Origin of the sequence: Bradyrhizobium sp. B097 (genome assembly GCF_038957035.1) — a bacterium.
GTDB lineage: Bacteria > Pseudomonadota > Alphaproteobacteria > Rhizobiales > Xanthobacteraceae > Bradyrhizobium.
In genome coordinates, this window is the sequence record NZ_CP152412.1 from 4,005,470 (window position 1) to 4,029,002 (window position 23,533).

A 23,533-nucleotide genomic window follows, 5' to 3' on the forward strand; every position below is an offset into this window, starting at 1 on the left:
GCGCGCCAGCCCCCTATGGGCTTCGAGCTGGCGCTGCTGCTCGCGCTCGCCACCCTCTGGGGCGGCTCCTATACCTTCATCAAGCTCGGCGTCGCGACCATCCCCCCGATCACGCTGATTGCGGCGCGCACCGCAATCGCGGGGCTCTTGCTGCTCGTCATCATGCGGATGCGCGGCGTGACGATGCCGACGGACGGCGCGACCTGGCGCCGCTTCATCTTCCAGGCCTGTCTCAACAGCGTGATCCCGTGGACGCTGATCGCCTGGGGCGAACGCTTCGTCGATGCCGGGCTCGCCACCATCCTGAATTCGGCCTCGCCGATCTTCACCTTCCTGTTCACGGCCGCGATCACCCGCCATGAGGCCGCGAGCCCGCGCAAGCTGTTCGGGGTGATTGCCGGCATGGCCGGCATCTGCCTGATCGTCGGCGTCGATGCGTTCCGCGATCTCGGGGAGGGCATCGTGGCCGAGGTCGCGATCGTCGCCGCCACCATCTGCTACGCCTGCGCCGCGATCTTCAGCCGCGGCTTCAAGGGGCTCGATCCGATGGCGCCGGCCGCGGGTTCGCTGATCGCGGGTGCGGCGGTCCTGATTCCGCTCAGCCTCGCCGTCGAACGGCCCTGGACGCTGACGCCATCGACCAGCTCGCTGCTCGCCTTGCTGGCGCTTGCGGTGTTCTCGACCGCGATCGCCTTCGTGATCTACTTCCGCCTGATCCAGACCTTGGGCTCGGTCGGCACCACCGCGCAGGCCTATCTGCGGGTGCCGATCGGGGTTGCGCTCAGCGTCGCCTTTCTGGGCGAACGGCTGAGCCCGACGGCGTGGCTCGGGCTCGCCTGCGTCGTGATCGGCGTCGCCGCGATGACGATTCCGGCGCGAAGGACCACCACGGCCTGAAGTCACCGCCGCGATGACGATCCCGGCGCCGAAGGTTGCCGGCGCCTGATGTCCTGTCTCCCGAACCGGCTGCCGGCCGGATGTCCCCGGATGCGTCAAGGAGGCCGGCATCCCGCCGGACGAGGCCTGACGTCACCCTGTGCCGGAATCGGCCACCGGTGGCCCCCGGGTGACACGGGTCACACCGCCGGCCGACGCGAGCGGCTTCAGCATGTTTCCCCAAAGCCCGTAATTTCCCGTATATTGGGGCGCATTGGACCCCGGCCTTGATGACATGACCGCTGAATTGCCGCCGAATTCGCAAGCGCCGCGTGCGTTCTCCCTCTCCATTGGCCAGCTCACGTTCGGCAGCTTCCTGCTGGTGCTGGCTGTGATCATCATCACGTCCACGGCCAGCGTGATCGCGATCCGGCACATCGATACGACCTTCGCCGAGCTGCAGCGGCTGCAAAGCGTCGGCGACATCGCCGAGGATATCGATCGTCGCACCAACGAGCTGCGGCTAGCGGCGCGGGACTTCGTCACCGAGCCCGGCAACCAGTCGGCCCAGGTCGCAGAGGCGGCCCAGTCGCTGAGCGAGATCCTGAAGAAGACCCGGATCGAGCTGGCGCCCGAGCAGCAGGACATGATCGACGGCGTCACCCAGCGGCTGGCGACCTATCGCAGCGGGATCGAGCGCATCTCGGCGCTGCTCAGCCGCCGCGCCGAGATCGTCGCCGGGCTGCCGCCGCTGCGCGACGCGTTCGACAAGGCGGTCGCCGCGAGCGATGATGCGCCGCTGGCCAACACGCTGTCGCAGGCGCAGAGCCGCATTGCCACCGCGCTGTTGGCGCACAACACGTCGGCCGCCGAGCAGGCCGCGCAAAGCATGCGAGCGATGACCATCGCCGAACCTGCCCTGCGCGGCGCGGTCGACAATTATGCCGAGGCGATCAGCGCGATTTCAGTGCGCGAGGGCCAGATCGCCGACATCGACCGCGAGGTGCTCGGCGCCGAAGGCCGCCTGATCCAGAAGGTCACTGAACTGCTGCGCGAGCTCAGCTCCCGCCGCGGCCATGTGCTGTCGCGCGATTTTGCGCGCACGCTGGCGGAGGCAAAATGGCAGAGCATCGTGCTCGGCACGGCCGGGGTGCTGATCGGCCTGTTCGCTTCGGTGCTGGTGGTTCGCCGCACCGTTCGCCCGCTCGCCCGGATCGCCGGATCGATCCGCAAGGTCGCGGGCGGCGAGAAGAGCGCGTTCATTCCGGGCGCCGACCTCGACAACGAGATCGGCGACATCGCGCGCGCCGCCGAAGTGTTCCGCCAGACCCTGGTCGACGCCGACAGCGCGCGCGAGGCCGCGCTGCGCGCGCTTGCCGAGCAGCGGCTCGCCGAGGAGAGCTACCACAAGCTGTTCGAGGCATCGGTCGACGGCATCTACGTCACGACGCCGGGCGGCGCGCTGCTCAACGCCAACCCGGCGCTGGCGCGGATGATGGGCTATGCCACGCCGCAGGACCTGATCAACGGCATCGGCGACATCGCCTCCACCGTCTATGTCGATCCGGCGGCGCGCCAGCAGTACCAGCAGCTGATGCTGCGCGACGGCACGGTGCGCGACTACGAGTATCAGGTGCGCTCGCGCGACGGCACCGCGCTTTGGCTGTCCGATTCCGCGACCGTCGTGCGCAACGACGAGGGCGAGGTGATCCGCTACGAGGGCACGGTGCGCGACATCACCGACCAGAAGCGCGCCGAGGATGCCATCGCCGAAGGCCGCCGGCTGTTGCAGATGGTGATCGACACGGTGCCCGCCGTCATCAACGTCAAGGAACGCAACCTGCGCTACGTGCTGATGAACCGCTACATGGCGGGCATCTTCGGCATCGAGCCGCAGGACGCGATCGGCCAGACCACCGCCGAGCTGATGGCGCGTTATGGCGCAGCCAAGACCGACGAGAACGACAAGCGCGTCCTGTCGGCGCGCCGCGAGCTTGGTTTCTATGAGGAAGAGTACAGGGACGCAGCCGGCAACATGCGGCAATGGCTCGTCAACAAGCTGCCGATCCTCGATGCCCAGGGCGACATCGAGAACATCGTCACGGTCGCGCTCGACATCGGCGAGCGCAAGCGCTCCGAACAGGAAATGCGCAAGGCAAGGGACTCCGCCGAGGCGGCGCTGCGCAATCTGCGGGAAACCCAGAATTCGCTGATCGAGGCCGAGAAGCTCGCCGCACTCGGCCGCCTGGTCGCCGGCGTCGCCCATGAGGTCAACAATCCCGTCGGCATCAGCCTCACGGTGGCCTCCGCACTGGAGCGCAAGACCGCGAACTTCGCGACCCAGATCGAGCGCGGCGACCTGCGCCGCTCGAGCCTCAACGACTTCCTGAACACCGCGCGGGATGCCTCCTCGCAGCTGGTCGCCAATCTGAACCGCGCCGCGGAGCTGATCCAGTCGTTCAAGCAGGTCGCCGCCGACCGCAATTATTCGGACCAGCGCACCTTCGATCTCGGCGATCTCACCGAGCAGGTGGTGATGAGTCTGCGGCCCGGCCTGCGCAAGCACAATCTGACGCTCAATGTCGATTGCGAGCCCAACCTGATCATGAATTCCTATCCCGGACCGTACGGCCAGGTGCTGACCAATCTGTTCCTCAACGCGGTCGCGCATGCGTTCCCGGACGGCAAAGCCGGCGAGGTCGAGATCCAGGTGCATGCCTCCGGCAACGACTATGTCGAGGTGATCTTCGCCGACAATGGCTGCGGCATGAGCCTCGACGTGCGCCGCCGCGCCTTCGATCCGTTCTTCACGACGCGGCGCGACCAGGGCGGCACCGGGCTCGGGCTGCACATCGTCTACAGCATCGTCACCAACCGCCTCGGCGGCCGGCTCTCGCTCGAGTCCGCGCCGGGCAACGGCACCCGCATCCAGATGATCCTGCCGCGCGTCGCGCCGCTGGAGCAGGCGGCGGAGTAGGTGAGCGATGAGTTGGTGGCGCCAGCTTAGCTCCGTCATCCTGAGGTGCGAGCGGAGCGAGCCTCGAAGGATGAACGGCCCCGCCGGTGGCCGTCGACCCTTCGAGACGCGCTACGCGCTCCTCAGGGTGACGGGTTGGATTATCCATATTCGATCGGCATCGATCGATGCCCGAACGGCATTGGACCGTCGGCGACAACGCTCCTACGGCTCGCTCAGCCGACCGGGGATCAACGGACGGTACGGGCAGGGAGGACAACATGATTTCACGGCGCAATCTGATGGCCGGCATCGGCGCGGGCATGGCGAGCGCAGCGGCCAGCCGCGCCATGGCGCAGTCGTTCCCGTTCAAGCCCAATCAGCGCTATCCGGATCCGGCCGTCGAAATCCTCGATCCAGCTTTTGCCAAGTACCGGCTCTACAGCTCTACGCTGGAGCAGGTTGCGACCGGCATGCGCTGGGCGGAAGGGCCGGTATACTTCCCCGAAGGCGGCTATCTGCTGTTCAGCGATATCCCCAACAACCGCATCATGAAGTACAGCGAGAAGGACGGCAGCCTCAGCGTCTTCCGCAGTCCCGCCAATTTCGCCAACGGCAACACCCGCGACCGCCAGGGCCGGCTCGTCACCTGCGAGCACTCGGTGACGCGGCGGATCACGCGCACCGAGAAGAACGGCAAGATCACCGTGCTGGCCGACGGTTTCGAAGGCAAGCGCCTCAATGCGCCGAACGACATCGTGGTCAAGTCCGACGACACGATCTGGTTCACCGATCCGGTGTTCGGTATCGCCGGCGAGTGGGAGGGCTTCAAGGCCAAGCGCGAGCAGGACAACACCAACGTGTTCCGGATCGGCACCGACGGGAAGCTGACCGCCGTCATCACCGATCTGGTCAATCCCAACGGGCTTGCCTTCTCGCCGGACGAGAAGAAGCTCTACGTCGTCGAGTGGAAAGGCACGCCGAACCGCAGCATCTGGAGCTACGACGTCAATGCCGATGGCACGGTCGGCAACAAGACCAAGCTGATCGACGCCGCCGACCAGGGATCGCTCGACGGCTTCCGCGTCGACCGCGACGGCAATCTGTGGTGCGGCTGGGGCAGCAACGGCGCGCTGCAATCGGAGCCTGTCGAGACGGGCGGCCGCAAGGTCTACCAGCTCAAGGGCAGGCCCGAGGATCTCGACGGCGTCATGGTGTTCAGCCCGCAGGGCAAGCCGCTCGGCTTCATCCGCCTGCCGGAGCGCTGCGAGAACCTGACCTTCGGCGGGCCCAAGAACAACCGCCTCTACATGGCGTCATGCCATTCGATCTACGCGCTCTATGTCGAGGCGCACGGCGCGACGTGAGACGTCGCGACGGAGAAGACGCGTGAGCGCGCACCATCGCTGTTCACCGTCATCCTGAGGAGCGCGCTCTTGCGCGCGTCTCGAAGGATGCACGGCCCGGCTGTTGGCCGTGCATCCTTCGAGGCTCGCTGCGCTCGCACCTCAGGATGACGGGTCAGATGCCGGTGCGATGACCTAATTGATATCCGCGAGCTTGTGCAGCGTGGCGCCGAAGATCAGGCTCGCCTTGCCGACCAGCGCGGTGCCACTCATGGTGCCGCGGGTGTCGGTGAAGGTGCCGGAGACGCCGATGCCGACCGGCGCGGGCCCGCCGAACAATGGGTTGTCGGTCTCGCGCGGCGTGGTGTGGCGTTGCACGAGGACCTCGCCCTTGAACGCGTCACCCTTCACCGTGTAGCTGCCGGTGTAATAGAGATAGGCATCGCCGCCGAGAATCTGCCCGTCGCGGAAAAGAATCACTCCGCTGCCCTTGCCGACGCGTCCGTCCAGCAGGGTGACGTGGATTGAGTACAGCCCGTTCTTCATAACGTCCCATGTACCGGCTGCCGCGCCCGCAGCAATCCGGATTGGTTTTTTATGCCAAAGCGAGCAACCTCGTGCAATGCGGCAGGTTGATTCCGGGGGTATCCGGACTGACCGTGAACCCTCGGTTCCTGCCAGGCGGTGTGACGGCGCGATGACAGCGGACCGTGCGCGCGAATCGAACTGGCCCGCGAAATGCATAGCTCTGGTTGCACTGGCCGGTGAGTGCTGGAGCGAACACATGTCAGACTGGATTGATTCGGGCGGCCGATTGGCGCGCCTTCGCATTGCCAATGGAACTTGGGCCCGTCGTGCGGGCCGTGTGATGGTGTCTCTCGGGCTGATGATGCTGGTGTTGGCCGCGGCCGTACAAATCGCGCGGGCGCGCGATCCCGACGGACGCTACGCCAATTCGCCGCTCAAGGAATGGTTCGACGGTCTGCGCAGCGGCAAGGGACCGTGCTGCTCGGATGCCGACGGCAGCGCGGTCAGCGACGTCGATTGGGAATCGAAGGACGGGCATTACCGCGTGCGTCTCGACGGAGCCTGGGTCGACGTCCCCGACGAGGCTGTGGTCACCGAGCCCAACCGGGTCGGCCGCGCCATGGTCTGGCCGATCAAGAGCTACATGGGCGTGACGATCCGTTGCTTCATGCCTGGCAGCATGACGTAGCGGACCGGTCTTCGCTCATACGTATTTCTGGTCGCGCTCGAGCAGTTCGATCGAGATGCCCTGCGGCCCGCGGATGAAGCAGATCCGCACGCCGGGGCGGATCGTGGTCGGCTCCTTGGTGAACTCGACGCCCTTGGCCTTGATCTCGGCCGCGACCGCGTCGATGTCCTTCACGGCCAGGCCGAAATGATCGAGCCCCTGATACGGCGCCACCGGCGGGGCGTTGACGCCGTCGCCTTGCGTCACCTCCGCGATGAACACCTTGGCGCCGCCGAGCTGGACGTCGATGCGGCCGGGGCCGCGGATGATCTCGCCGCCGAGAATGTCGCGCAGCCAGGTCGCGGTGGCCTCGGGATCAAGACTGCGCAGATGGACGTGGTCCCAGGTGACGACAGGCATTGCGATCTCCATGTTGTTCTCGCGCGCTTGAGGGTGCGGCACTCGCTCTCGGGCGGCGCAAATCTAACGAGCGGTCTGTTGGGATACCATCCCTCCGTGATGCCAGCCGCAAGATTGTCGTCCCGGAATGAAACCATTCCGGCCGTCGGTGATTGTTCTCGCGTGGCCGCTCGACCTGCGGCCGTCCCGGATGCCGCATGCTGCGATGCCTGCGGCTTCCGTGCTGGGTGGCGGCTTGATCGGGCGTCGAGGGTGAGGGCATGACGATGCGGATCGGCTTGGCGTCGTTTCGAAGGTTTACCGCCGGGCGTCTCGGTGAGGGCGGCCTTTACGTCAGCCTGCTGCTGTCGATCATCGCCGTCGCCGGAATTGCGGCGTGGTTCATGCTTCCCGAGCCGAGCGATGCCGGAGACCAGGATGTCTGGCCGGTGTCTTCCGCCGTCATCCGCACCGTGCAGGATGCATCGACCGGGGCGCAGCCGGGCCAGATCGCAAATCAAGCCGCAAAGGATGTGCCAGCCGCACCGGCAAGTGAACCGGCCACCGTCGGCGTGGCGACCGCCGCGCAGCCCGCCGAGGCGGCCAGAGCGTCCGAGCCGGGCACCGGACGATCGCCGCTGGACCGGCTGCGGATCGCCTCGCAATCCTGGCGGCGCGGCGGGCTGGGTTCGAAGGTGCTGGTCACCCTGACGCTGCGCAACGCCAATGATTTCGCGGTGAAGGATATCGAGATCGCTTGCGCCTTCATCCGCGGCGACGGCAGCCCCGTGACCGAACGCAAGCGGCTGATTCCAGACACCATCGCCATGAAGAGCCGCAAGACCTACCCGCCGATGCTGATCGGGTTCGTAAATGTTAACGCAAACAAGGCGAGATGCACGGTCGTGACCGCCAGCCGCGCCTAGAGCACTTTCGGTTCTGATTTAATCAGAACCGAAGCTCTAGCTTCTTGTTTTGACGCGTTTTCTTCACGCGAACCGGTACCCACTTCGCTCGAAAACGCTCCAAACCCTGCATCCCGAAAAAGTGACCGGGAATTGACTTGCCGGGTGAACCGTAACGGCCAGGCAGGAACTAACTAATAAGCCGACCGTTAGAGAACGACCCGGAAGCGCAGGATGGCGTCTGTCCGGGTGATCATGCGCAGACGATGAATTCGTTGCGCGATGACAAGATGTCGTCGCGTCGAGTTGAACCGCGCCCGTAGCGCGGGGGGAGCTACCAAAATGCCTGTGGCGCGTTATTTCCTGTTCGTTGGTGGCGTGCTGCTCGCGCTGCTCTTTGTCGTCAATGCCATCGTACCGCAGGAGGCCGTGGTCGCCAGCCAGGGCCTGTCGTCGCCCGGCGTCGACAGCAAGACCATGGTACGCATCAAGTCGACCCAGAAACTGCCGGAGCGGGTGGTGTACGACACCAACCTGCCGACCATCGTTCCGTCGCAGGTGAACGCGGTCGCCGCAGCGACCCCGGCGGCTGCCAGCGATGCGTCGGCGCAGGCCCGCGTGCGTGACACGTTCGCCCAGTTCATTCCGCCTGAGAAGGCTGACGCGCGCAAGGGGCCGGTCGTGGCCGAGGCGAAGCCGGCCGAGCAGCCGGTGCAGGCGCCGAAGAAGCGCAAGATTGCGCGCAGCCATGTCCATTCCCAGCAGCCGATGCGGCTGGCCCAGCCCGGCATGTATCAGCCGTACCGTGTCGCGCAGCAGCAGCCGCGCATGGGCTTCTTCGGCGGCTTCGGTACCTGGTAGACCAGGACACGCCGCAATCGCAATCGATACGCCGCCGCAAACACTTGCGGCGGCATTTTCATGTCCGCGAGATCAGGCGAGCAACCGGTTGCGGGAAAGCGTCCCCGGTTGGCCGGAAACGGTTAGCGCGGCAGGCGCGGAATCTTGTCGGCGAAGCCGTTGTAGCAGGTCAGCCGCTCGTCCTCTTCCTTGACGAACCGGCACTCGGCGACGCCCTTGGCAGGGGCGGCCTTCGGCTTGGGCTGCGGCTTGAAGATCTCGTCGTAGCACATCAGCCGCTCCTTGGTGGCGTCGTCGATGTCCTGGCAGGCCTGGAGCTTCTGCGCCACCGACTGAGGCTTGCCGGGTGCTGCGGCCTTCTCGCCCTTCTTGGCCGCCGATTTCTTGCCGACCTGGACCAGCGGCTTGTCGCCGACCATCGGTTGTGGGGCCGCTGCCGGCTTGTCGGCGGCGGGGGGTGGTGTGGTGGCTGGAGCGGTGCCTTGGGCAAGCGCGGCAGCCGGGCAGAGGAGCGCCAGCGCGAGGATGATATGTCTCATGGTGAAAATGTCCGAAGTGGCGTGATGACCGGAAGGATGGCGCCGGGGATCGGAAAAGCCCGGCAAGCGCCGAGGCTTATCGCAAGTTCTGCCCGAATCCTACCCCCGGCGGGGGCCCGCCCGGCACCGATCCACCGGCAAAAACAGGGGCAATTCCTCGCCGGTTCGCCGCAAGGGAGCGTGATTTGCGTTTGCCGGGCCGGGCGGCTATGACGGCGCCATCTGCGCGACTGGCGCTTGGATGGACCACCATCGGGGAGCGCAGAGACTGAACGCCGCGCGCCTGGGCACCGCTTCGAAACGGAGGTGCCATGACGGCGAACATTCTTGATGGGCATGCACATGCCCAAATTGTCATCGACAAGCTTGCGAGCGAACTGGACCGGCTGCCCCGCGCGCCCGGGCTCACGGTCGTGCTGGTTGGCTATGACCCGGCGAGCCAGATCTACGTACAGAGCAAGGTCAGGATGGCCGAGCAGCTTGGTCTGCGCGGCGAGGTCGAACGCCTGCCGGATGACGCCAGCGAGGCCGATCTGCTCGCCAGGATCGACGCGCTCAACGCACGCGACGATATCGACGGCATCCTGATCCAGCTGCCGCTGCCGGCGCATATCGACGCCTTGCGCGTGATGGCGGCAGTCGATCCCGCGAAGGATGTCGACGGCCTGCATGCGTTGAACGCAGGCCGGCTGTTTCACGGCGACGATGCCTTGGTGCCGTGCACGCCGCTCGGCTGTCTCCGGCTGATCAAGTCGATCCGGCCTGACCTCACCGGCGCTCATGCCGTGGTAATCGGCAGTTCCAACATCGTTGGCAAGCCGATGGCCGCGCTGTTGCTGCAGGAGCAGGCGACCGTGACGCAGACCCACATCCACACCCGCGGCATCAGCAAGATCTGCCGCCAGGCCGATATCCTGGTCAGCGCGGTGGGGAAGGCTGGGCTCGTGCGCGGCGACTGGATCAAGCCGCAGGCCATCGTGATCGACGTCGGCACCACGCGGGTCGAGAAGCCGGACGGCGGCTACGCGGTGTGCGGCGACGTCTTCTTCGACGAAGCGGTGCAGGTCGCCGGCGCGATCACGCCGGTGCCGCGCGGCGTCGGCCCGATGACGATCGCCTGCCTGATGGAGAACACCGTGAAGGCCGCAAAGGCGAGGGCAGCGCGGCTGCAATAGCCGCGGGGAGCCTGCAGCGAGACGCGAGCGGCCGGCGCCGCGCGCGTCTCGTCTTTGCGCACGAAGTCCGGCGCGCGAAGGACATGACGCCGGAGGTCATGGAAAGCCTGCAGCATTGGTCTATCGTCGCGCGACAGAACGGAGGCGCGCGATGCTGTATGCGGAAGATCCCACCGAGGGCCAGACATTCCAGCTTGGTACCTACACGATCGGCGAAGCCGAGATCCTTGAGTTCGCCGGCAAATATGATCCGGTGCCGATCCATACCGATCCTGTTGCAGCTGCGGCGGGCCCGTTCGGCGGCCTGATCGCAAGCGGCTTCAACACCATTGCGATCTATCAGCGGCTCGTCGTGGAGGCGATCTGGACCAAGGTGGCGGGCATCGTCGGGCGGAGCTTCGAGATCCGCTTGCCGAGCCCGGTTCGCCCGGGCGCCACGCTCACCGGCCAATCCCGGATCCAGAAAATCACCATCAGGCCGGAGCGGCGCGACGCCGTCGTGATCTTCAAGACGGAGCTTGTCAACGACGAGCAGCGTCCGGTTCTTGTCCTGGTGCTCGATGCGCTGATCCGCATGCGGCCGGCGGAGCAGACGTAACCCAGCCCGGATCAATCTGGCCGCCCGGCACTGCTGCGGCTACCATGGCAAGCCTGCGCCGGACTGCAGCCTATCAGTGGCGTCGCCCTGATATGGCCGGGCGGCAAATTCGTCGATGCGGTGCAAGCCGGATGGTATGGGCGTGAAGCGCAGCAAGCAGACGCGGGGCGAGATCGAAGCCAAACAGCGCAAAGCTGAGGAATGGCGTCGCACGCTGGCACAACGCGCCGCCGAACGGCAGCGCTTGCGCGACTACAAGATCGCGCTGGCGCGCGACGAGGTTCCGGTGGTCACGAGCCAGCTCGCGCCGACGAACAGCTATTCGACTCCTGATTTCGTCGAACGCGGAACCTATCGGCCCGAGCCGTTCGTCTGCAAGGATTGCGGCGTTGCCGAGGTGTGGACGCCGTTGCAGCAGAAATGGTGGTACGAGACCGCCAAGGGCGACGTGTTCACCAAGGCCGTGGCCTGCCGGGCCTGCCGCACCCGGGCGCGCGCACGCAAATCCGCCGCGCGCCGCGTGCATCTGGCAGGGCTCGCCAGGAAGAAGCCTTCCGCCTCGTAGAGAGTGGGCATGCCCAGCGTCGTGCCACACACACACACACACACAGCGATGGATGTGGAACCCGCGCGCACGCGGTCAATGCGTCGCGCGTGCGGAACGTTTCGTTGCCTGATCGGTTCGAGACTTCGAAGCCCCCGGCGAGGGGTGCGGGCGGGGAGGAAGCAGCCAGGGAAACATCCAAGGCCGGAACCAACAAAGAAGGAGCAGCGGATGAAGCTTAATTCCACGCAAGTCAAGCAGACCATGACGCAATTGAACGCGCAGGTGCTTCCGGATGATCATCCGGCGGTGGCGCAGCTGAACAGCGTGTTCGGCGAGCACACATTCTTCGTCGACACCACCGGGCTCAAGGTGCTCGAACCCGCCCAGACCTCCGACATGCCGGGGCAGACCGGCGAGGTGGTGAGCCTAGCCGAGTGGAGCGATCCGGAGCTGACGTCGCTGCGGCCGCACGAGCCCGAACCGACCGGCGTGCTCATCACGCTTGAACCCAGCAAGCACTGAAGCGAAACGCGATCACACAAAGAGATTGGAGCATGATCCGATTCAATCGGATCGTGCTTCTGAGTGCCGCATCGGACGGCACCGCAATCGGCCTTCTTGATGGCGACAGTCTCCAACGTCACATCAAGAGGTGCCAAAAGTCACATGGCAAATCAGCATCGCCTGCGTATGCATCGGTTCGAGATGGGTACCCGGGCGGTGAGGGGCAGATGGGGATCGTGCGACGCTGGAGCTCTGACGAGGACGAGAAGCTCAGAGAACTCGCCCGGGCCGGCAAGAATGCTCTCGAGATCAGCAACGAACTGACCCGCAGCGCGTCGGCCGTGCGCCGGCGCGCCGAGGTGCTGTCGGTCCTGATCATGGCAAAGGCGTTTCGCGCGCGCCCCTCGCATGTCGCGACCCATCTGGAGCGGGTCGCGATCGACGCGATCCGGCATCGCCGGCCGTTTCCCGCGGGCGTCGGCCCGAGCACCATCGCTGGAATGATCGAGAAGGGCTGGATCCTGCCGGAGATGGGGCGGAAATATCGCGTCACCGATGCCGGCGTGGAGGCCGTGCGTCGGAAGATCCCGAGCGGGTGAGACGGGCGGCGGCAAGACGGGCCATGGATGGACGCGCGATCAGCGCGGCGGGATGCAAGATTCTCCGCCCGGGAAGGGCGCTCGCGCCGTTGAAGGAGGAGGAGACTTGCCGCCAGCGCTCTCCCGTCCGTCCAACCCTCGCCCGATCGCACCGATGCTCAACGTCCAGCAAGCTCCAGAAGACCGATACCAGCGTTTCGCCGACCTTGCGCCGTTCGTGCGTGAAGCGATCAGCACCATCGCCGCATTGACGCCGTCTCAGCGGCTCGATGTGGAATTCCTCGAACGTGAGTTCATCCCTGCGCTGGGGCTCAATGACGAACTGCTTCACGAGCAGCCGCCGGAGCTTGCGCCGAGCTTCGGCAAGGGCCTCCACCTCTGGCAGTATCCGAGCAGCTTGCGCCGTATCTGGCCTGGCTCGCGCGCAACGCGTCCGGCATTTCCTCCTATATGGAAATCGGATGCCGCTGGGGCGGCATGTTCATCCTGGTTTCGGAGTGGCTGAGGCACAGCGGCGCCGACCTGAAGACCGTGATCGCGCTCGATCCAATCGCGCCGACGCCCTTCATCGCGACCTATTTCGAACTGCTGCAGGAGCAGGCTTCTATCGAGCCGGTCTATCTCCAGGCTTATTCGACTTCACCTCTAGCGGGTGCCCATGTCGATCGGCTGAAGCCCGACTTCGTCTTCATCGACGGCGATCACAGCCTGCGCGGTGCGATGCAGGATCACCTGCTGGTGCGCTCCCACGCCAGCATCATCGTACATCATGACATCCACTCCCAGGCCTGTCCGGATACGACGCTGCTCTGGAAAGCACTGAAGGAATTCGAAGCACCTGGCTTCGATGCGTTCGAATTCACCAGCCAGTATTCGTCGGTGAACGGCTCGTTCCTCGGCATCGGCGCGATGAAGCGGCGGCAAGCCTGAGCTGTTGCCCTAACCGGCGCGCGGCGCCGAAGCTGACGCACCGTTGATCGCACGCGGCGAGGGTCGGCGCGTCTCCAGGTACGAATTGCCCCAGACCCACAGCGACCGGATGACGGGCTCGAGCGAACGTCCGAGCGGCGTCAGCGAATATTCGACGCGCAGCGGCACCTCCGGATAGATCTCGCGGTGGATCAGGCCCGCGGTCTCGAGCTCGCGAAGTTGCCGCGTCAGCATGCGTTGCGAAATCCGCGACAGCCGCCGCCCGAGTTCGTTGAAGCGGATGGTGTCGCCGAGCAGGTGGTAGAGGATCACGGCTTTCCACTTGCCGTCGATCAGATCGAGCGTCGCCTCGACGGGGCAGCCGACCGCGCAGTCATAGCTCTTCGCATCAAGCCCCTTCATGGTTCACTCCCTGATACTACCGGACATTCCTGTGCGTAATTGTCAGCGCCCAAATTAGCGCGCAACGTCGATCCCGCAAAGCCGAACCTTGCCGATCAAGGCCGGTCCGGTGCGCAACGACACACCAACGATAACAGGGAGGGGACCCGCGTGAAGCGAGGGATTTTGTTGATCGCCGCGATGACGGCGAACGTAATGCTATCGAGCGCGCGTGCGGATGAGGCGGTTCGCGCCGAAATCGTGGCGCGGTTGCCCGAGTCGGTCGGCAACATCGCCATCACGCCGGATAACCAGCTCATCTTCAGCCATCACCCATTCTTCAGCCCCGAGATCAGGGTCGCCAGGCTAACGTCGCCGACGACGTCGCAGCCATTTCCAAGCGCGGAGTGGAATACGCCCCGGAAAGGCACCGACCAGTATCTCGACAACGTGCTCGGGCTTCGCTCGGACGAGAATGGCGTGGTGTGGATCATCGACATGGGATTCCGCACCAACATCACGCCCAAGCTGGTGGGATGGAATACCCGCAGCGACCGGCTCGAGCGCATCTACTACATGCCCGATCCGGTGACGCGGCCGGGCTCGCAGCCGCAGGACATCGTGATCGACCAGAAGCATCGCAAGTTCTACATCGCCGACGAGAACATCGGTCCCGGTGGCGACGGATCGCATGCCGCGATCATCGTCATCGACATGGATACCGGGCGCGCCAGGCGCGTGCTTGACGGCGACCGCTCCACGATTCCCGAGGACCTGCCGATCACTGTGGACGGCAAGGATCTCACCGTGTCGGGCAAGGACGGCAAGCCGTCCATCATCAAGGTCGGCTGCGACGGCATCACCATGGATGTCAGGTCGGAATGGGTCTATTTCGCGCCGCTCAGCGGCCGCTCGATCTATCGCGTGCGCGTGGCCGATCTCAATGACGAGAAGCTGACGCCGGCCGAGCTCAGCGCCAAGGTCGAGCGCTACTCAGACAAGCCGAACAATGGCGGGCTCTCGATCGACTATGCCGGCAATCTCTATCTCACCGCGGTCGAGAGCAAGTCGGTGGGCGTCGTCGGGACCGATCGCAAGTACCGCACCTATCTGAGCGATGCGGAGATGGTGTGGCCTGACGGAATCACGGCCTCTTCGGATGGCTACATGTACGTGTCGGCATCGCAAATCTCTGCGGCGGCAATGTTCCACGGCGGCAAGGGCGAGAACAAGGCCCCATATCTGATCTATCGCTTCAAGCCGCTTGCGGCAGGCTACGTCTCACGATGACCGCGCATCGCGCGTGCTTACGACGATCGCCCGGCCTGCTTGCAGGCCGGGCGAGACCTGCAATCACGCATTCGCCGGCCGGTCGCCGAGATTGAGCTTGCTCCTGTCGCCGCCGGCCCACGCCAGTGTCTTCGGGTCCATCACGCGGAACCAGAGCGGCGGGATCGCAGCCAGGCCGAACATGCCGGTGTAGCCGTTCGGCAGCCGCGGGATGTCGTCGAAATCGCGCAGCGACTGGTAGGGGCGCATCGGGTTGGCGTGGTGATCGGAATGACGTTGCAGATGGAACGTCATCAGGTTTGAGACGATGTGGTTGGTGTTCCAGGAGTGACGCGGCTCGACCGCCTGGTAGCGTCCGTTCGGCAGCTTCTCGCGCAGCAATCCGTAATGCTCGACATAATTGGCCTGGGTCAGCGCATACCAGCCGAGGAAATGATGCGCGACGATGAACGGCGCGACCTTCCAGCCGAACAGCGCAATCAGAATGGCCGCGACGACGAGCGTGAGCGCAAAGCCCTGCAGGATCTCGTTGTTGACCGACCAGACCGGCTCGCCGCGCCGGGTCAGCCGTTCGGCCTCATTGCGCCAGCCGCGCATGAACGCGCCCGGCAGCTCTCGCGTCGCGAAGGCATAGATCGATTCACCGAACCGCGCGCTGGCGGGATCCTCCGGCGTCGCGACCCAGGTGTGATGGCCGCGATTGTGCTCGACGCGGAAATGGGCGTAACCCACCGCGCAGTTGGCGAGCATGCCGAAGAAGATGTTGAGCCGGTCGGCCTTGTGGCCGAGCTCGTGCCCGATCAACAGCGCCCCGCCATTGATGGTGCCGACGCCGAGCAGCAAAGCGACATAGGACCACCACGGCAGCTCCTGCGTGCCGAAGAAGGCGATCAGGGCGACGTAGTTGATCCATGGAAACACCACGGTGATGCGCGCCAGCCGCAGATAATAGGGATCGGCCTCCATCGCGGCGACCACTTCCGCCGGCGGATTGTGGGTGTCTTCGCCGAATAGGACATCGAGCAGTGGGATCAGGATAAAGATGAAGACGAACGGAATCAGCGTCACCAGCGGATTGTGCGTCCGCAGGAAGAGCCAGTAGGACAACAGCGGGATCAGCGGCGGGATGAACGCGAGCATCCACAGATAGCGCTTGCCGTCCCGGTAGGTGATCGTTTCGCCAGCGGCATTGGTGCCCGTGAAGATCATCGCATTCCCTCCAGCATCTCTTGTCGAGGCGGCGTTCGCCGTTATTGCGCTCAGGATGCCGCGGGGCGGGCCTGCGCCGCCAGTTCCCAACAGGCCAATTTTGTGGCATTTTGCGCCAAGCCTGTTGGGCTGAACGCTTGCGAGGGAGGCGCCGAGGCAATGCAGGGATCGGAGGCCGATGCCCTTCGCACGCCGGTGTCCGTGAGCTATGCGCGGGCGCTGGTGCGGGCGTTCGGCAAGACGCGGGGCGAACGCGACGAGCTGCTGCGGGGCACCGCAATCGAGCAGGACGTGCTCGACCAGCCCGGCGCTCACATGCCGGTGTCGTCGCTGGTGATCCTCGCCGCCAACATCACCCGCCGGCATGGCGAGCTGTGGCCGTTGTCGGCCGCGGCGGTTTGGTCGACATCGCTGCAGGGCGCGCTCGATGTCGCGACCAGGACGGCGCCGACCATCGCGGACGCGCTCAACACCGGCGCGCGCTTCGGGTCGACCCGCGCGCCCTTCATCCGTAACCGGCTGCGCACAACACCGCGCTCGATCCAGATTGAAATCTCTCCTGCGGTCGCCATGGATGCCGCGCTGTGGCGCGCCGTGGCGCTGGCGGTCAGCCTCAACGTGCATGCGGTCTATGCGCAGCTGCTCGAGGATGCGATCGATCAGGCGACCTTGCAGTTTCCTTGGCCGCCGCCTGCGGGCGCGGAGCGGCTGATGCCGTATTATTCCTGCGCCGTGAAGTTCAACGCCGCCGCCTTCATCTTCGACGTGCCGAAGCAGCTATGCGCGCGCCCTTCGCCGTTTGCGGATCCGGAATTGCACGCCAAGGCCATCGAGGCGCTCGAGGAGATCGAGAGGCCGCGCTCGGACACCGCGGCGCTGGCGCGGATCGTCGAGAGCCTGATTGCGGCACGGCTGCCGCAGCGGCTCGGCGAGGAGGAGGCCGCGCGCCTCGTCGGCACCTCGCGGCGGACGCTGGTGCGGCGGCTGGCCGAGGCGGGCTGCGCGTTCCGGCCGCTGCTCGACGGCGTGCTGCGCGAGCGCGCCCGGACAATGCTCGCGGCCGATACACAGTCGCGCGACGAGATGGCGGCCGCGCTCGGCTACACCGACGCGACGAGCTTCAGCCGCGCCTGCCGGCGCTGGTTCGGCGACAAGAGCCTGCGGAGTTAGCTCAGCGGCGCGATCTGGCGCGGCTGCGCAGGCTCGCCACCACTTGGCATGTGAGGTTGGGCGGCTGGCGGATCGTTGCGCTTGCGCTTCGAGGTCCACGCGACGATCGGGTAGGCCAGGAGCGCCAGATAGCTGGAGGGCATTGGATGATCGACGCCAAATGTCTTGGGATTCTGCCCCTTCGGAAGGTGGGCGCTCCCGAACAGCACATCGTAGAACGAGAACAGTCCGGCGAAGTTCTTGTCCCTGGCTGCCGTCTCGCTGCTGTGGTGCCAGTGGTGAAATTCCGGCGACACCAGGATGTGACGCAGTGGTCCGTAGTTCAGGCGCACGTTGGCGTGAACCAGCCAAGTCTGCCAGAAGTAGGTGAGAAGGTAAGTGGCGATCGCTTCCGCGGAGAAACCGAGCGCGTAAAGCGGAAACAGCGCCCCGGCCTTCATGAAGATTACGTCGAGCGGGTGCTGATGAACCGCCGCGAGCCAATCCAGTTCCTCGACCGCGTGATGAACGGAATGGATTTCCCACATGGCAGGCACGACGTGCAGGATGCGGTGCGTCCAGTAGACGCCGAGGTCCGCGATCAGGATCACGATGGGCACTTGCACCAGATACGGAAGATCGCCGATCGTCTGCGTCACCGCTGCCGGCAGGATCGACCGGTTGACCAGAGTGGCCACCGCCATGATGGCGATCACGCCGCCCACCACCAGCCACCCGTTGAGAAACAGGAAGGCCATGTCGGTCAGCAGGCCACGCCTGAGAATCTTCTGAGGCCTCGCGGCGAGCAGTCGCTCGAAAGGCACGAAGATCAAAACCACCAGCAAAAGCTGCTTCAATCCCGATAAATCGTTCATTCAAAATGGCCGTTTGAAATGCCGCTAGCCTATCACCCCGGCGCCCAACAGCGTCAAGGGGAAGGGAAGCCCGAACCGCGGGAGCGTTAATCGGCCCGGTTCCATGTCGCCGAGGGGCGTCAGAAACCAGGCAAGTCCAATCGATTTGGGTGGTGCGCCAGTGGCGCGCTCGGAGAGATTCGAACTCCCGACCCTCGGAATCGAAATCCGATGCTCTATCCAGCTGAGCTACGAGCGCCGCGGGGGTCGATTATCAGACTTGGGCGGGGAGGGCCAGCAGCCTCGCGCGTCGCCGGGCGGTGTCGCGCGCTGCCCCGGCCGTTTCCCGCAAAGCCCTCAGAAGCAGGGATGCCGGCGACGATCCTGGCCGATATAGGCGGCCGAGCCCTGGTAGCACTTGTTGGTCGACGGGCCGTCGTAATAGGCGAAGCTGCCGGCGGCCGGGCCCGGGCCGTAATTGTGCAGGTAGCTGATGTGGTAGGGCAGGCCCCAATGCGCGTGGTGGTGATGCCGGTGGTGGCGCGGGGTGGCCGAGAGGTCGGCCGCTGCAGCCGGGGTGAGGGCCGGGATGGTCAGGGAAACGGTCACGGCGAGGGCGGCGAAAAGCTTGGTCTTGGTCATTGGCGGCCTCCTGGCATTCACGCTGGAATCGGCTTGCGCAGCCGGTCCAAGATCCTCTGGCGCTTCATTTAACCCGGAATCCGGCCAAAAGCTGCGGGAAATCAGCCACAGCGCGCCAAATTCCGCCTTTTTGGGGATGCTTAACGGATTGCCAACACAGTCCGGCCAGAGTCTTGCGGTCAGGTCCGCCCGGGCCGCCTCTCCCTCGGTTTAGAACATTCCATGCGCATCACGCCCCTTGTCGCTTTGCTGCTCTCGGTTCTGGCGGTCACGCCAGCGGGGGCCGTTTTGCACATCACGCGCGACCATGGCGGCTATGTCGAGGAGTACAAGGCCAAGTACAAGCAGATCCGCGACCGCCGCGAGCGCGTCGTGATCGACGGCATCTGCAATTCGGCCTGCACGCTGGTGTTCGGCATCGTGCCGCTGAACAAGATCTGCGTGACGCCGAAGGCCAGCATCGGCTTCCACCAGGCCTATTACGACAAGGCCTTCACCTTCGGCATCAAGGTCACCAGCCTCGAGGGGACCTCCGACCTGATGTCCTACTATCCGGACACGGTGAAGGACTGGATCCGCCGCAACGGCGGGCTCACCACCGAGATGAAGAAGATCAAGAACGGCGTCGATCTCTGGAAGATCGTCGATCCCTGTCCGGAAGAGTGGTAGGCGCGGACGCTCGCGCGCTCCGGACCTTCTTCCAGCGCGGCTTTGCCCGCTTGCCGCATGCGGCCAATGCCCGCGACCCGAAACCCTGCGGTCAGAATTCGGAGCCGGCAACACTGGCCATTCGTTTCGCTCATGATGCGTTCATCCTCATGATGCGATGGTTCCGAGCAGCGAGAGCGAGCCTCACCGCCGGAACGGACCGGCCTCAGCTCGCCCGCGCAGGAGGTTGTGATGGCAACCAGGTCCAATCTTTCGAAGGCTGAACTCGCCCGCGGCGTTGCCGGCGCCGCATCAGCGTTGGTGCTGAGCGCGCTCGTCCTGTTCGTCGCCGCACATCACCTGAGCGGCGGGTAAACCGGGCGGCGGGTCCACCAAGCCTGTCATGAAAACAGGAAGGTCCCGATCAGGAGGCCGGCCGCAAATGCCCAGAGTCCGAGGGTGCAGGCCGAGATGACCCGAACGAGATTGCGCAGATCCACGTCCTGCCAGCTGCTGTGGGATCGATACGTCAATTGCAGGCACCCCCTGCGGCGGCCGCCTTTGCGTCCTGGTTCCGCAGCCTGTTCCCGATACGTGCCCAAATGAAGGCAACCGGTGGTGGCGCCTGATCACGCATTTGCGAGGTGCGGCCTTAAGCGTCCGATATCGCCTTCCGGCGGCCGCAACGACGGTCCGTACCCAGGTCTCCCTGGCTATCTCGACCGGGGCGTCCGCTGGACACCGGCCTTGTCGTCGTTCGGTTCTACCACCTCGAATCTGGACCGGCTGAAGCGGCCTAATCCGCTGAGCTCGTAGTAACCGTCACGTTCGCTATCCCCCGTCACGTCGTAGACGCGCCCGAGCGAGAGCGTGTCCCGCTGCAACGTGTTGTCGACGCAGCGAACGCGAGAAATCCTGCCGGATTCGACCACGGGCCTATCCTGAATTGTTGTCTGGTTCGGTGAGGTGCCAGCTCGCAGTTTGCCATCGCGATCGCTGACCCGCTCGCACGCGGCACGTCCGATGGCTTGAAAACGCCTGTGTTGGGCGAGCGTTCCTAACTTCGGAGGCTGCGTCGGTGTGCGTCACGCCGCAAAGGCCGAACCGCCGCCTTGCACGATGTCGCTGAGATATTTCGCCGGCGGCTTGCCGAGCGCCTTCTTGAACGCGATGGCGGATGCCCGTCGGTTGTATGCGATGAAGCCGCGCGCTACAGAGACGCGTGGCAAGCAAGAGCCTGGGGAAAGTGCCGTTGAGGATATCCACCAATACGCGCATCGTGATCGGATCGACGCTTTTTGCGCTGGCGTCGAGTGCATTGCTCTATCTGGTTCCGGCAAGCCCGATCGACCGACAACTGCTGCGCGGCACCTTTCACTTTTATCAGGGGCACGCGTTTCTCGTGCCCGTCAAATACGTGGATGGCGAGATCAAGACTGCCCGGCTGTATGAAGACGATAGGCTGCTCGGCCCGGCGAATAGCACCCAGCAAGAGATCATCGACAAGGGCGCCGGCCGATTTGGACTTTACCGGGATCGCTGGGGCTATTTCGGACTGGCCTTGATGTTCTCGACAAGCGACAATACCGACCCGAACACGAACGGCAGGAAGTATCACCTCAGATGACGATCGGCGCCATGCGACGGTCGAATCGAGACCCGCGCGGGTCACATGAAGCCCGGATTGCGCGGCAGATACTGGCTCCAATTGCCGAATTCTCGCGACGACATCAGCAGCATCGGACACTTGATCCGCATTCCGTGCGCCATTGCGGCATCAAGCGCCGCCTTGCTCGCACCGGGCAGGAATGCCGATATCCGTGACGCGCCGCTCCCGGCCGCCAGGTACAACGCTGTTCTCAAGGCCGGAGCGACCGCGTTCGGCTCCATGACCGCGAGCGGTCCGATATGACCACCGGCGTCCACATAGGCATAGCCGATCCAGTCGTTTCCATCGTGGAGATTGAACCCGGTCGCCGCGCCCTCATGGAGCAGATAGCGATGATGCTTTTCGCGCGAGACACCAAGGGTCCGCTGGTCTGCCTGCGCGAGGCGGCGCAGGGTCGAGGCCTCCGGCTTGAGCGGTGTGACGTCGTATTGGGGACCGTGCAAATGACCGATCAACTGGTCGCGCGATGCACTGACACTGTAGATAGGGAATCGCGGAAGCAGTCCGTGACGGATGTAGAGCCCCTGCGATACCGTGTTGAAGCTGAAGGTGATGAGCACCCTGTTGGACGCGCCCGATTTCCCGGCGTGCTCGATGGTCCGCTTGATCAGTTCGTTGCCGATGCTCCGCCCCTGCTGATCGGGCGACACGAACAGCTGCGCCAGAAACCACATGTCGCCGCAGACCCAGCTCCAGGCGAAGCCGAGGATCCGCTCGTTCTCCTCCGCCACCCAGAGACCATCGGGATCGTCCCTCATGCAAAACAACTGGAAATTGGGTGGAGACGACACCGCCATCGAGCCGAAGCCGTGCCGTTCCGTGAGATCGTTGATGCTGGAGACGACGAGGGCGTCGGCGAATTCCAGATCCTGCGCGCGTGCCGGCCGGCAAGCCACTGACATGGGCAACTCCGTTGGTGGCCGGATGATGGTCAAAACCTCGTCGTGCCGGGATCGAGCCCGAGCGCCAGCCGGCCGGCGGTGATGTAATTGTTCGGACTCATCGCGATATGCTTCGCCGCGGCGCGGACATCGCCGACCGCACGCTCCAGGGTGCAGGTCTCGAAGATGGCGACGGCGCCTGCGCTGGCGGCCAGCATCTCGGTGATGGACGTCGCAGTCTCCGCCGCATGTGCGTTGGCGATCCGAATGTCTGCGCGTGCCTCCACCAGCCGTTGGTCGCCCGTGTCGGTTGCGGCCATCAACTCGGTCATGGCATCGATCAGAAGCGCGCGGCCGGCGCGAAGCATCGCCCTGGTCCGCCCGACCGTCGCCTGAACGATCTCGCGATCGCGGAGCGCGGCCCGATTTCCGGAGCGGCCTTTGGCGAGCTCCGTGAACGAGGTCATGGCGCCGGACGCGATGCCGAGCGGCACCCCGCAGATGCTCCACGCGAACACCGATGACGGTGGCATGCGATAGAGCAGTCCGGGCTGGGTCGGTTGCAGCCCGAGAAAAGGATGAGCGTGAGCGGCCGGCACGAAGATATCCCGCGCCTCGAAATCGCAACTGCCGGTGCCGCGCAGCCCGGATACATGCCAGTTGTCGAGGATGGTCACATCCGCCCGCCCGAGATAGCAGCAGAGAAGCGGCGAAGCCGGATCGTCGGGCCTGACGCTGGCCAGCACCATGAAGCGCGTCGCGTGATGGGCGCCGCTGCCGAACGGCCAGCGCCCGGAAACGCGATAGCCGTCTGCGACGGCGGTTGCCGTGCCGACCGCGCCGGTCGCGCTTGCGACAAAGGCGCGCGGGTCGGCATACCACTCACGTGCGACGGCCTCATCGAGGTAGCCGCCGATCCGGCTCATGCCGGCGCCATTGCCGACCAGCCAGCCGACGGAGCCATCGAGCGCCGAGGCGGCTTCAACGACGCGCATGAACGCGAAGGGAGACAGTTCGGGTCCGCCGAGCGCTTGCGGCAGCCACAGGCGGAACAGGCCGGCATCCGCCAATGCGGCGAAAACCGCGTCCGGCAACCGCCGTCCGCTGTCGAATGTGTTGCGCTGCGCAGCGATGAGCGGGGCCAACGCCTGGACGGCCTCGAGCATGCGGCAAACGTGGGCAGGGTCACCGGCATTCACTTCCGGACCGGGACGGGCCGCCGGGCCGTCCGCCTTCGCCGCATAGCCTGGATCGCGCATCGGGCTCTCCTCGAGGTTCAGCACCGCCGCAGCATGATCGTCCGCTTCCCCGAGGTCCTGAATCCATTCCGAAAAAGTTCCAAAAAATGTAGTCTCCGGAGCCATGGCAACACTCCACGAA

The 23,533-nt window shown here is 65.1% G+C and carries 28 protein-coding genes, 1 tRNA gene and 1 riboswitch; of the genes, 18 read left to right on the top strand and 11 right to left on the bottom strand.

Features of this window, described 5'->3' with window-relative positions; translation table 11 throughout:
• Positions 1–15 precede the first annotated feature (15 nt).
• From AAFG07_RS18725 to AAFG07_RS18735, 3 genes are all read left to right on the top strand, one after another.
• On the top strand, positions 16–897 hold the full coding sequence (locus AAFG07_RS18725; protein ID WP_342729185.1) for an EamA family transporter: 882 nt from the start codon (positions 16–18) through the stop codon (positions 895–897).
• A gap of 274 nt (positions 898–1,171) precedes the next feature.
• Positions 1,172–3,853 (top strand): PAS domain S-box protein, encoded by a 2,682-nt coding sequence (locus AAFG07_RS18730; RefSeq protein ID WP_342728535.1) that lies wholly within the window; start codon positions 1,172–1,174, stop codon positions 3,851–3,853.
• A 260-nt stretch (positions 3,854–4,113) separates the two neighbouring features.
• Entirely contained in the window at positions 4,114–5,199 is a 1,086-nt protein-coding gene (locus tag AAFG07_RS18735) for an SMP-30/gluconolactonase/LRE family protein (RefSeq protein WP_342728536.1), read from the top strand.
• Positions 5,200–5,373: 174 nt separating this feature from the next.
• Here AAFG07_RS18735 and AAFG07_RS18740 read toward each other — a convergent pair whose 3' ends face one another.
• Positions 5,374–5,724, bottom strand: coding sequence for a GrlR family regulatory protein (locus tag AAFG07_RS18740; protein WP_092114933.1), 351 nt, complete (start codon positions 5,722–5,724; stop codon positions 5,374–5,376).
• 238 nt (positions 5,725–5,962) lie between these two features.
• On the opposite strand from AAFG07_RS18740, the gene AAFG07_RS18745 reads away from it, so the two are divergent.
• On the top strand, positions 5,963–6,394 hold the full coding sequence (locus AAFG07_RS18745; protein WP_342728537.1) for a hypothetical protein: 432 nt from the start codon (positions 5,963–5,965) through the stop codon (positions 6,392–6,394).
• 15 nt (positions 6,395–6,409) lie between these two features.
• Here the strand turns inward: AAFG07_RS18745 and AAFG07_RS18750 are convergent, their stop codons facing one another.
• Entirely contained in the window at positions 6,410–6,793 is a 384-nt protein-coding gene (locus AAFG07_RS18750; RefSeq protein WP_342728538.1) for a VOC family protein, read from the bottom strand.
• Between the two features lie 260 nt (positions 6,794–7,053).
• Here AAFG07_RS18750 and AAFG07_RS18755 point away from each other — a divergent pair, with 260 nt between their 5' ends.
• Positions 7,054–7,698, top strand: a complete 645-nt coding sequence (locus AAFG07_RS18755) for a hypothetical protein (RefSeq protein WP_342728539.1) — start codon at positions 7,054–7,056, stop codon at positions 7,696–7,698.
• A gap of 321 nt (positions 7,699–8,019) precedes the next feature.
• The gene (locus AAFG07_RS18760) at positions 8,020–8,538 is read left to right on the top strand and encodes a hypothetical protein (protein ID WP_342728540.1); all 519 of its coding nucleotides are present in this window, start codon (positions 8,020–8,022) and stop codon (positions 8,536–8,538) included.
• 122 nt (positions 8,539–8,660) lie between these two features.
• Here the strand turns inward: AAFG07_RS18760 and AAFG07_RS18765 are convergent, their stop codons facing one another.
• The gene (locus AAFG07_RS18765) at positions 8,661–9,077 is read right to left on the bottom strand and encodes a hypothetical protein (RefSeq protein ID WP_342728542.1); all 417 of its coding nucleotides are present in this window, start codon (positions 9,075–9,077) and stop codon (positions 8,661–8,663) included.
• A 216-nt stretch (positions 9,078–9,293) separates the two neighbouring features.
• A riboswitch (ZMP/ZTP riboswitch) is annotated at positions 9,294–9,373 on the top strand.
• Positions 9,374–9,388: 15 nt separating this feature from the next.
• Here AAFG07_RS18765 and AAFG07_RS18770 point away from each other — a divergent pair.
• The 7 genes from AAFG07_RS18770 to AAFG07_RS18800 all read left to right on the top strand — a co-directional run bounded on the left by AAFG07_RS18770 (position 9,389) and on the right by AAFG07_RS18800 (position 13,430).
• A complete protein-coding gene (locus AAFG07_RS18770) occupies positions 9,389–10,252 on the top strand; it encodes a tetrahydrofolate dehydrogenase/cyclohydrolase catalytic domain-containing protein (RefSeq protein WP_342728543.1) in 864 nt (287 codons plus the stop codon).
• Positions 10,253–10,403: 151 nt separating this feature from the next.
• Positions 10,404–10,850: a MaoC/PaaZ C-terminal domain-containing protein gene (locus AAFG07_RS18775; protein WP_342728544.1), complete on the top strand. Its 447-nt coding sequence runs from the start codon at positions 10,404–10,406 to the stop codon at positions 10,848–10,850.
• 142 nt (positions 10,851–10,992) lie between these two features.
• Entirely contained in the window at positions 10,993–11,415 is a 423-nt protein-coding gene (locus tag AAFG07_RS18780) for a zinc-ribbon domain containing protein (protein WP_342728545.1), read from the top strand.
• Positions 11,416–11,625: 210 nt separating this feature from the next.
• Positions 11,626–11,919: a hypothetical protein gene (locus tag AAFG07_RS18785; protein WP_342728547.1), complete on the top strand. Its 294-nt coding sequence runs from the start codon at positions 11,626–11,628 to the stop codon at positions 11,917–11,919.
• Positions 11,920–12,128: 209 nt separating this feature from the next.
• Positions 12,129–12,500 (top strand): hypothetical protein, encoded by a 372-nt coding sequence (locus tag AAFG07_RS18790; protein WP_223967410.1) that lies wholly within the window; start codon positions 12,129–12,131, stop codon positions 12,498–12,500.
• Between the two features lie 154 nt (positions 12,501–12,654).
• A complete protein-coding gene (locus AAFG07_RS18795) occupies positions 12,655–13,005 on the top strand; it encodes a hypothetical protein (protein ID WP_342728548.1) in 351 nt (116 codons plus the stop codon).
• Positions 12,978–13,430 (top strand): hypothetical protein, encoded by a 453-nt coding sequence (locus AAFG07_RS18800; protein ID WP_342728549.1) that lies wholly within the window; start codon positions 12,978–12,980, stop codon positions 13,428–13,430. Before AAFG07_RS18795 ends, AAFG07_RS18800 begins: the two co-directional genes overlap by 28 nt.
• Before the next feature lie 9 nt (positions 13,431–13,439).
• Here the strand turns inward: AAFG07_RS18800 and AAFG07_RS18805 are convergent, their stop codons facing one another.
• On the bottom strand, positions 13,440–13,832 hold the full coding sequence (locus tag AAFG07_RS18805; RefSeq protein ID WP_342728550.1) for a helix-turn-helix domain-containing protein: 393 nt from the start codon (positions 13,830–13,832) through the stop codon (positions 13,440–13,442).
• A gap of 150 nt (positions 13,833–13,982) precedes the next feature.
• On the opposite strand from AAFG07_RS18805, the gene AAFG07_RS18810 reads away from it, so the two are divergent.
• The gene (locus AAFG07_RS18810) at positions 13,983–15,101 is read left to right on the top strand and encodes an L-dopachrome tautomerase-related protein (RefSeq protein ID WP_342728551.1); all 1,119 of its coding nucleotides are present in this window, start codon (positions 13,983–13,985) and stop codon (positions 15,099–15,101) included.
• A gap of 63 nt (positions 15,102–15,164) precedes the next feature.
• Here AAFG07_RS18810 and AAFG07_RS18815 read toward each other — a convergent pair whose 3' ends face one another.
• Entirely contained in the window at positions 15,165–16,310 is a 1,146-nt protein-coding gene (locus AAFG07_RS18815) for an alkane 1-monooxygenase (protein WP_342728552.1), read from the bottom strand.
• A 159-nt stretch (positions 16,311–16,469) separates the two neighbouring features.
• On the opposite strand from AAFG07_RS18815, the gene AAFG07_RS18820 reads away from it, so the two are divergent.
• On the top strand, positions 16,470–17,480 hold the full coding sequence (locus AAFG07_RS18820; RefSeq protein WP_342728553.1) for an AraC family transcriptional regulator ligand-binding domain-containing protein: 1,011 nt from the start codon (positions 16,470–16,472) through the stop codon (positions 17,478–17,480).
• Here AAFG07_RS18820 and AAFG07_RS18825 read toward each other — a convergent pair.
• From AAFG07_RS18825 to AAFG07_RS18835, 3 genes are all read right to left on the bottom strand, one after another.
• On the bottom strand, positions 17,477–18,316 hold the full coding sequence (locus AAFG07_RS18825) for a sterol desaturase family protein (protein ID WP_342728554.1): 840 nt from the start codon (positions 18,314–18,316) through the stop codon (positions 17,477–17,479). The genes AAFG07_RS18820 and AAFG07_RS18825 overlap by 4 nt on opposite strands.
• 179 nt (positions 18,317–18,495) lie before the next feature.
• A tRNA-Arg gene (locus tag AAFG07_RS18830) sits at positions 18,496–18,572 on the bottom strand.
• Positions 18,573–18,670: 98 nt separating this feature from the next.
• Positions 18,671–18,955, bottom strand: a complete 285-nt coding sequence (locus tag AAFG07_RS18835; protein WP_342728555.1) for a hypothetical protein — start codon at positions 18,953–18,955, stop codon at positions 18,671–18,673.
• A 222-nt stretch (positions 18,956–19,177) separates the two neighbouring features.
• Between AAFG07_RS18835 and AAFG07_RS18840 the strand changes: the two genes are divergently transcribed.
• Together AAFG07_RS18840 and AAFG07_RS18845 are read left to right on the top strand one after the other, a co-directional pair.
• Complete coding sequence (locus AAFG07_RS18840; protein ID WP_342728556.1) at positions 19,178–19,624, top strand: hypothetical protein; 447 nt, start codon at positions 19,178–19,180, stop codon at positions 19,622–19,624.
• A gap of 231 nt (positions 19,625–19,855) precedes the next feature.
• Positions 19,856–19,978, top strand: a complete 123-nt coding sequence (locus tag AAFG07_RS18845; RefSeq protein ID WP_256459054.1) for a hypothetical protein — start codon at positions 19,856–19,858, stop codon at positions 19,976–19,978.
• Positions 19,979–20,688: 710 nt separating this feature from the next.
• Here the strand turns inward: AAFG07_RS18845 and AAFG07_RS18850 are convergent.
• Complete coding sequence (locus tag AAFG07_RS18850; RefSeq protein WP_342728557.1) at positions 20,689–20,832, bottom strand: hypothetical protein; 144 nt, start codon at positions 20,830–20,832, stop codon at positions 20,689–20,691.
• Here AAFG07_RS18850 and AAFG07_RS18855 point away from each other — a divergent pair.
• Complete coding sequence (locus AAFG07_RS18855; protein ID WP_342728558.1) at positions 20,826–21,230, top strand: hypothetical protein; 405 nt, start codon at positions 20,826–20,828, stop codon at positions 21,228–21,230. The genes AAFG07_RS18850 and AAFG07_RS18855 overlap by 7 nt on opposite strands.
• Positions 21,231–21,271: 41 nt before the next feature.
• On the opposite strand, the gene AAFG07_RS18860 is transcribed toward AAFG07_RS18855, so the two are convergent.
• Positions 21,272–22,174 carry a GNAT family N-acetyltransferase gene (locus AAFG07_RS18860; RefSeq protein WP_342728559.1) on the bottom strand — a complete coding sequence of 301 codons (903 nt, stop codon included), beginning with the start codon at positions 22,172–22,174 and terminating at the stop codon, positions 21,272–21,274.
• Between the two features lie 29 nt (positions 22,175–22,203).
• Positions 22,204–23,517, bottom strand: a complete 1,314-nt coding sequence (locus tag AAFG07_RS18865) for an acyl-CoA dehydrogenase family protein (RefSeq protein ID WP_342728560.1) — start codon at positions 23,515–23,517, stop codon at positions 22,204–22,206.
• Between the last annotated feature and the right edge of the window lie 16 nt (positions 23,518–23,533).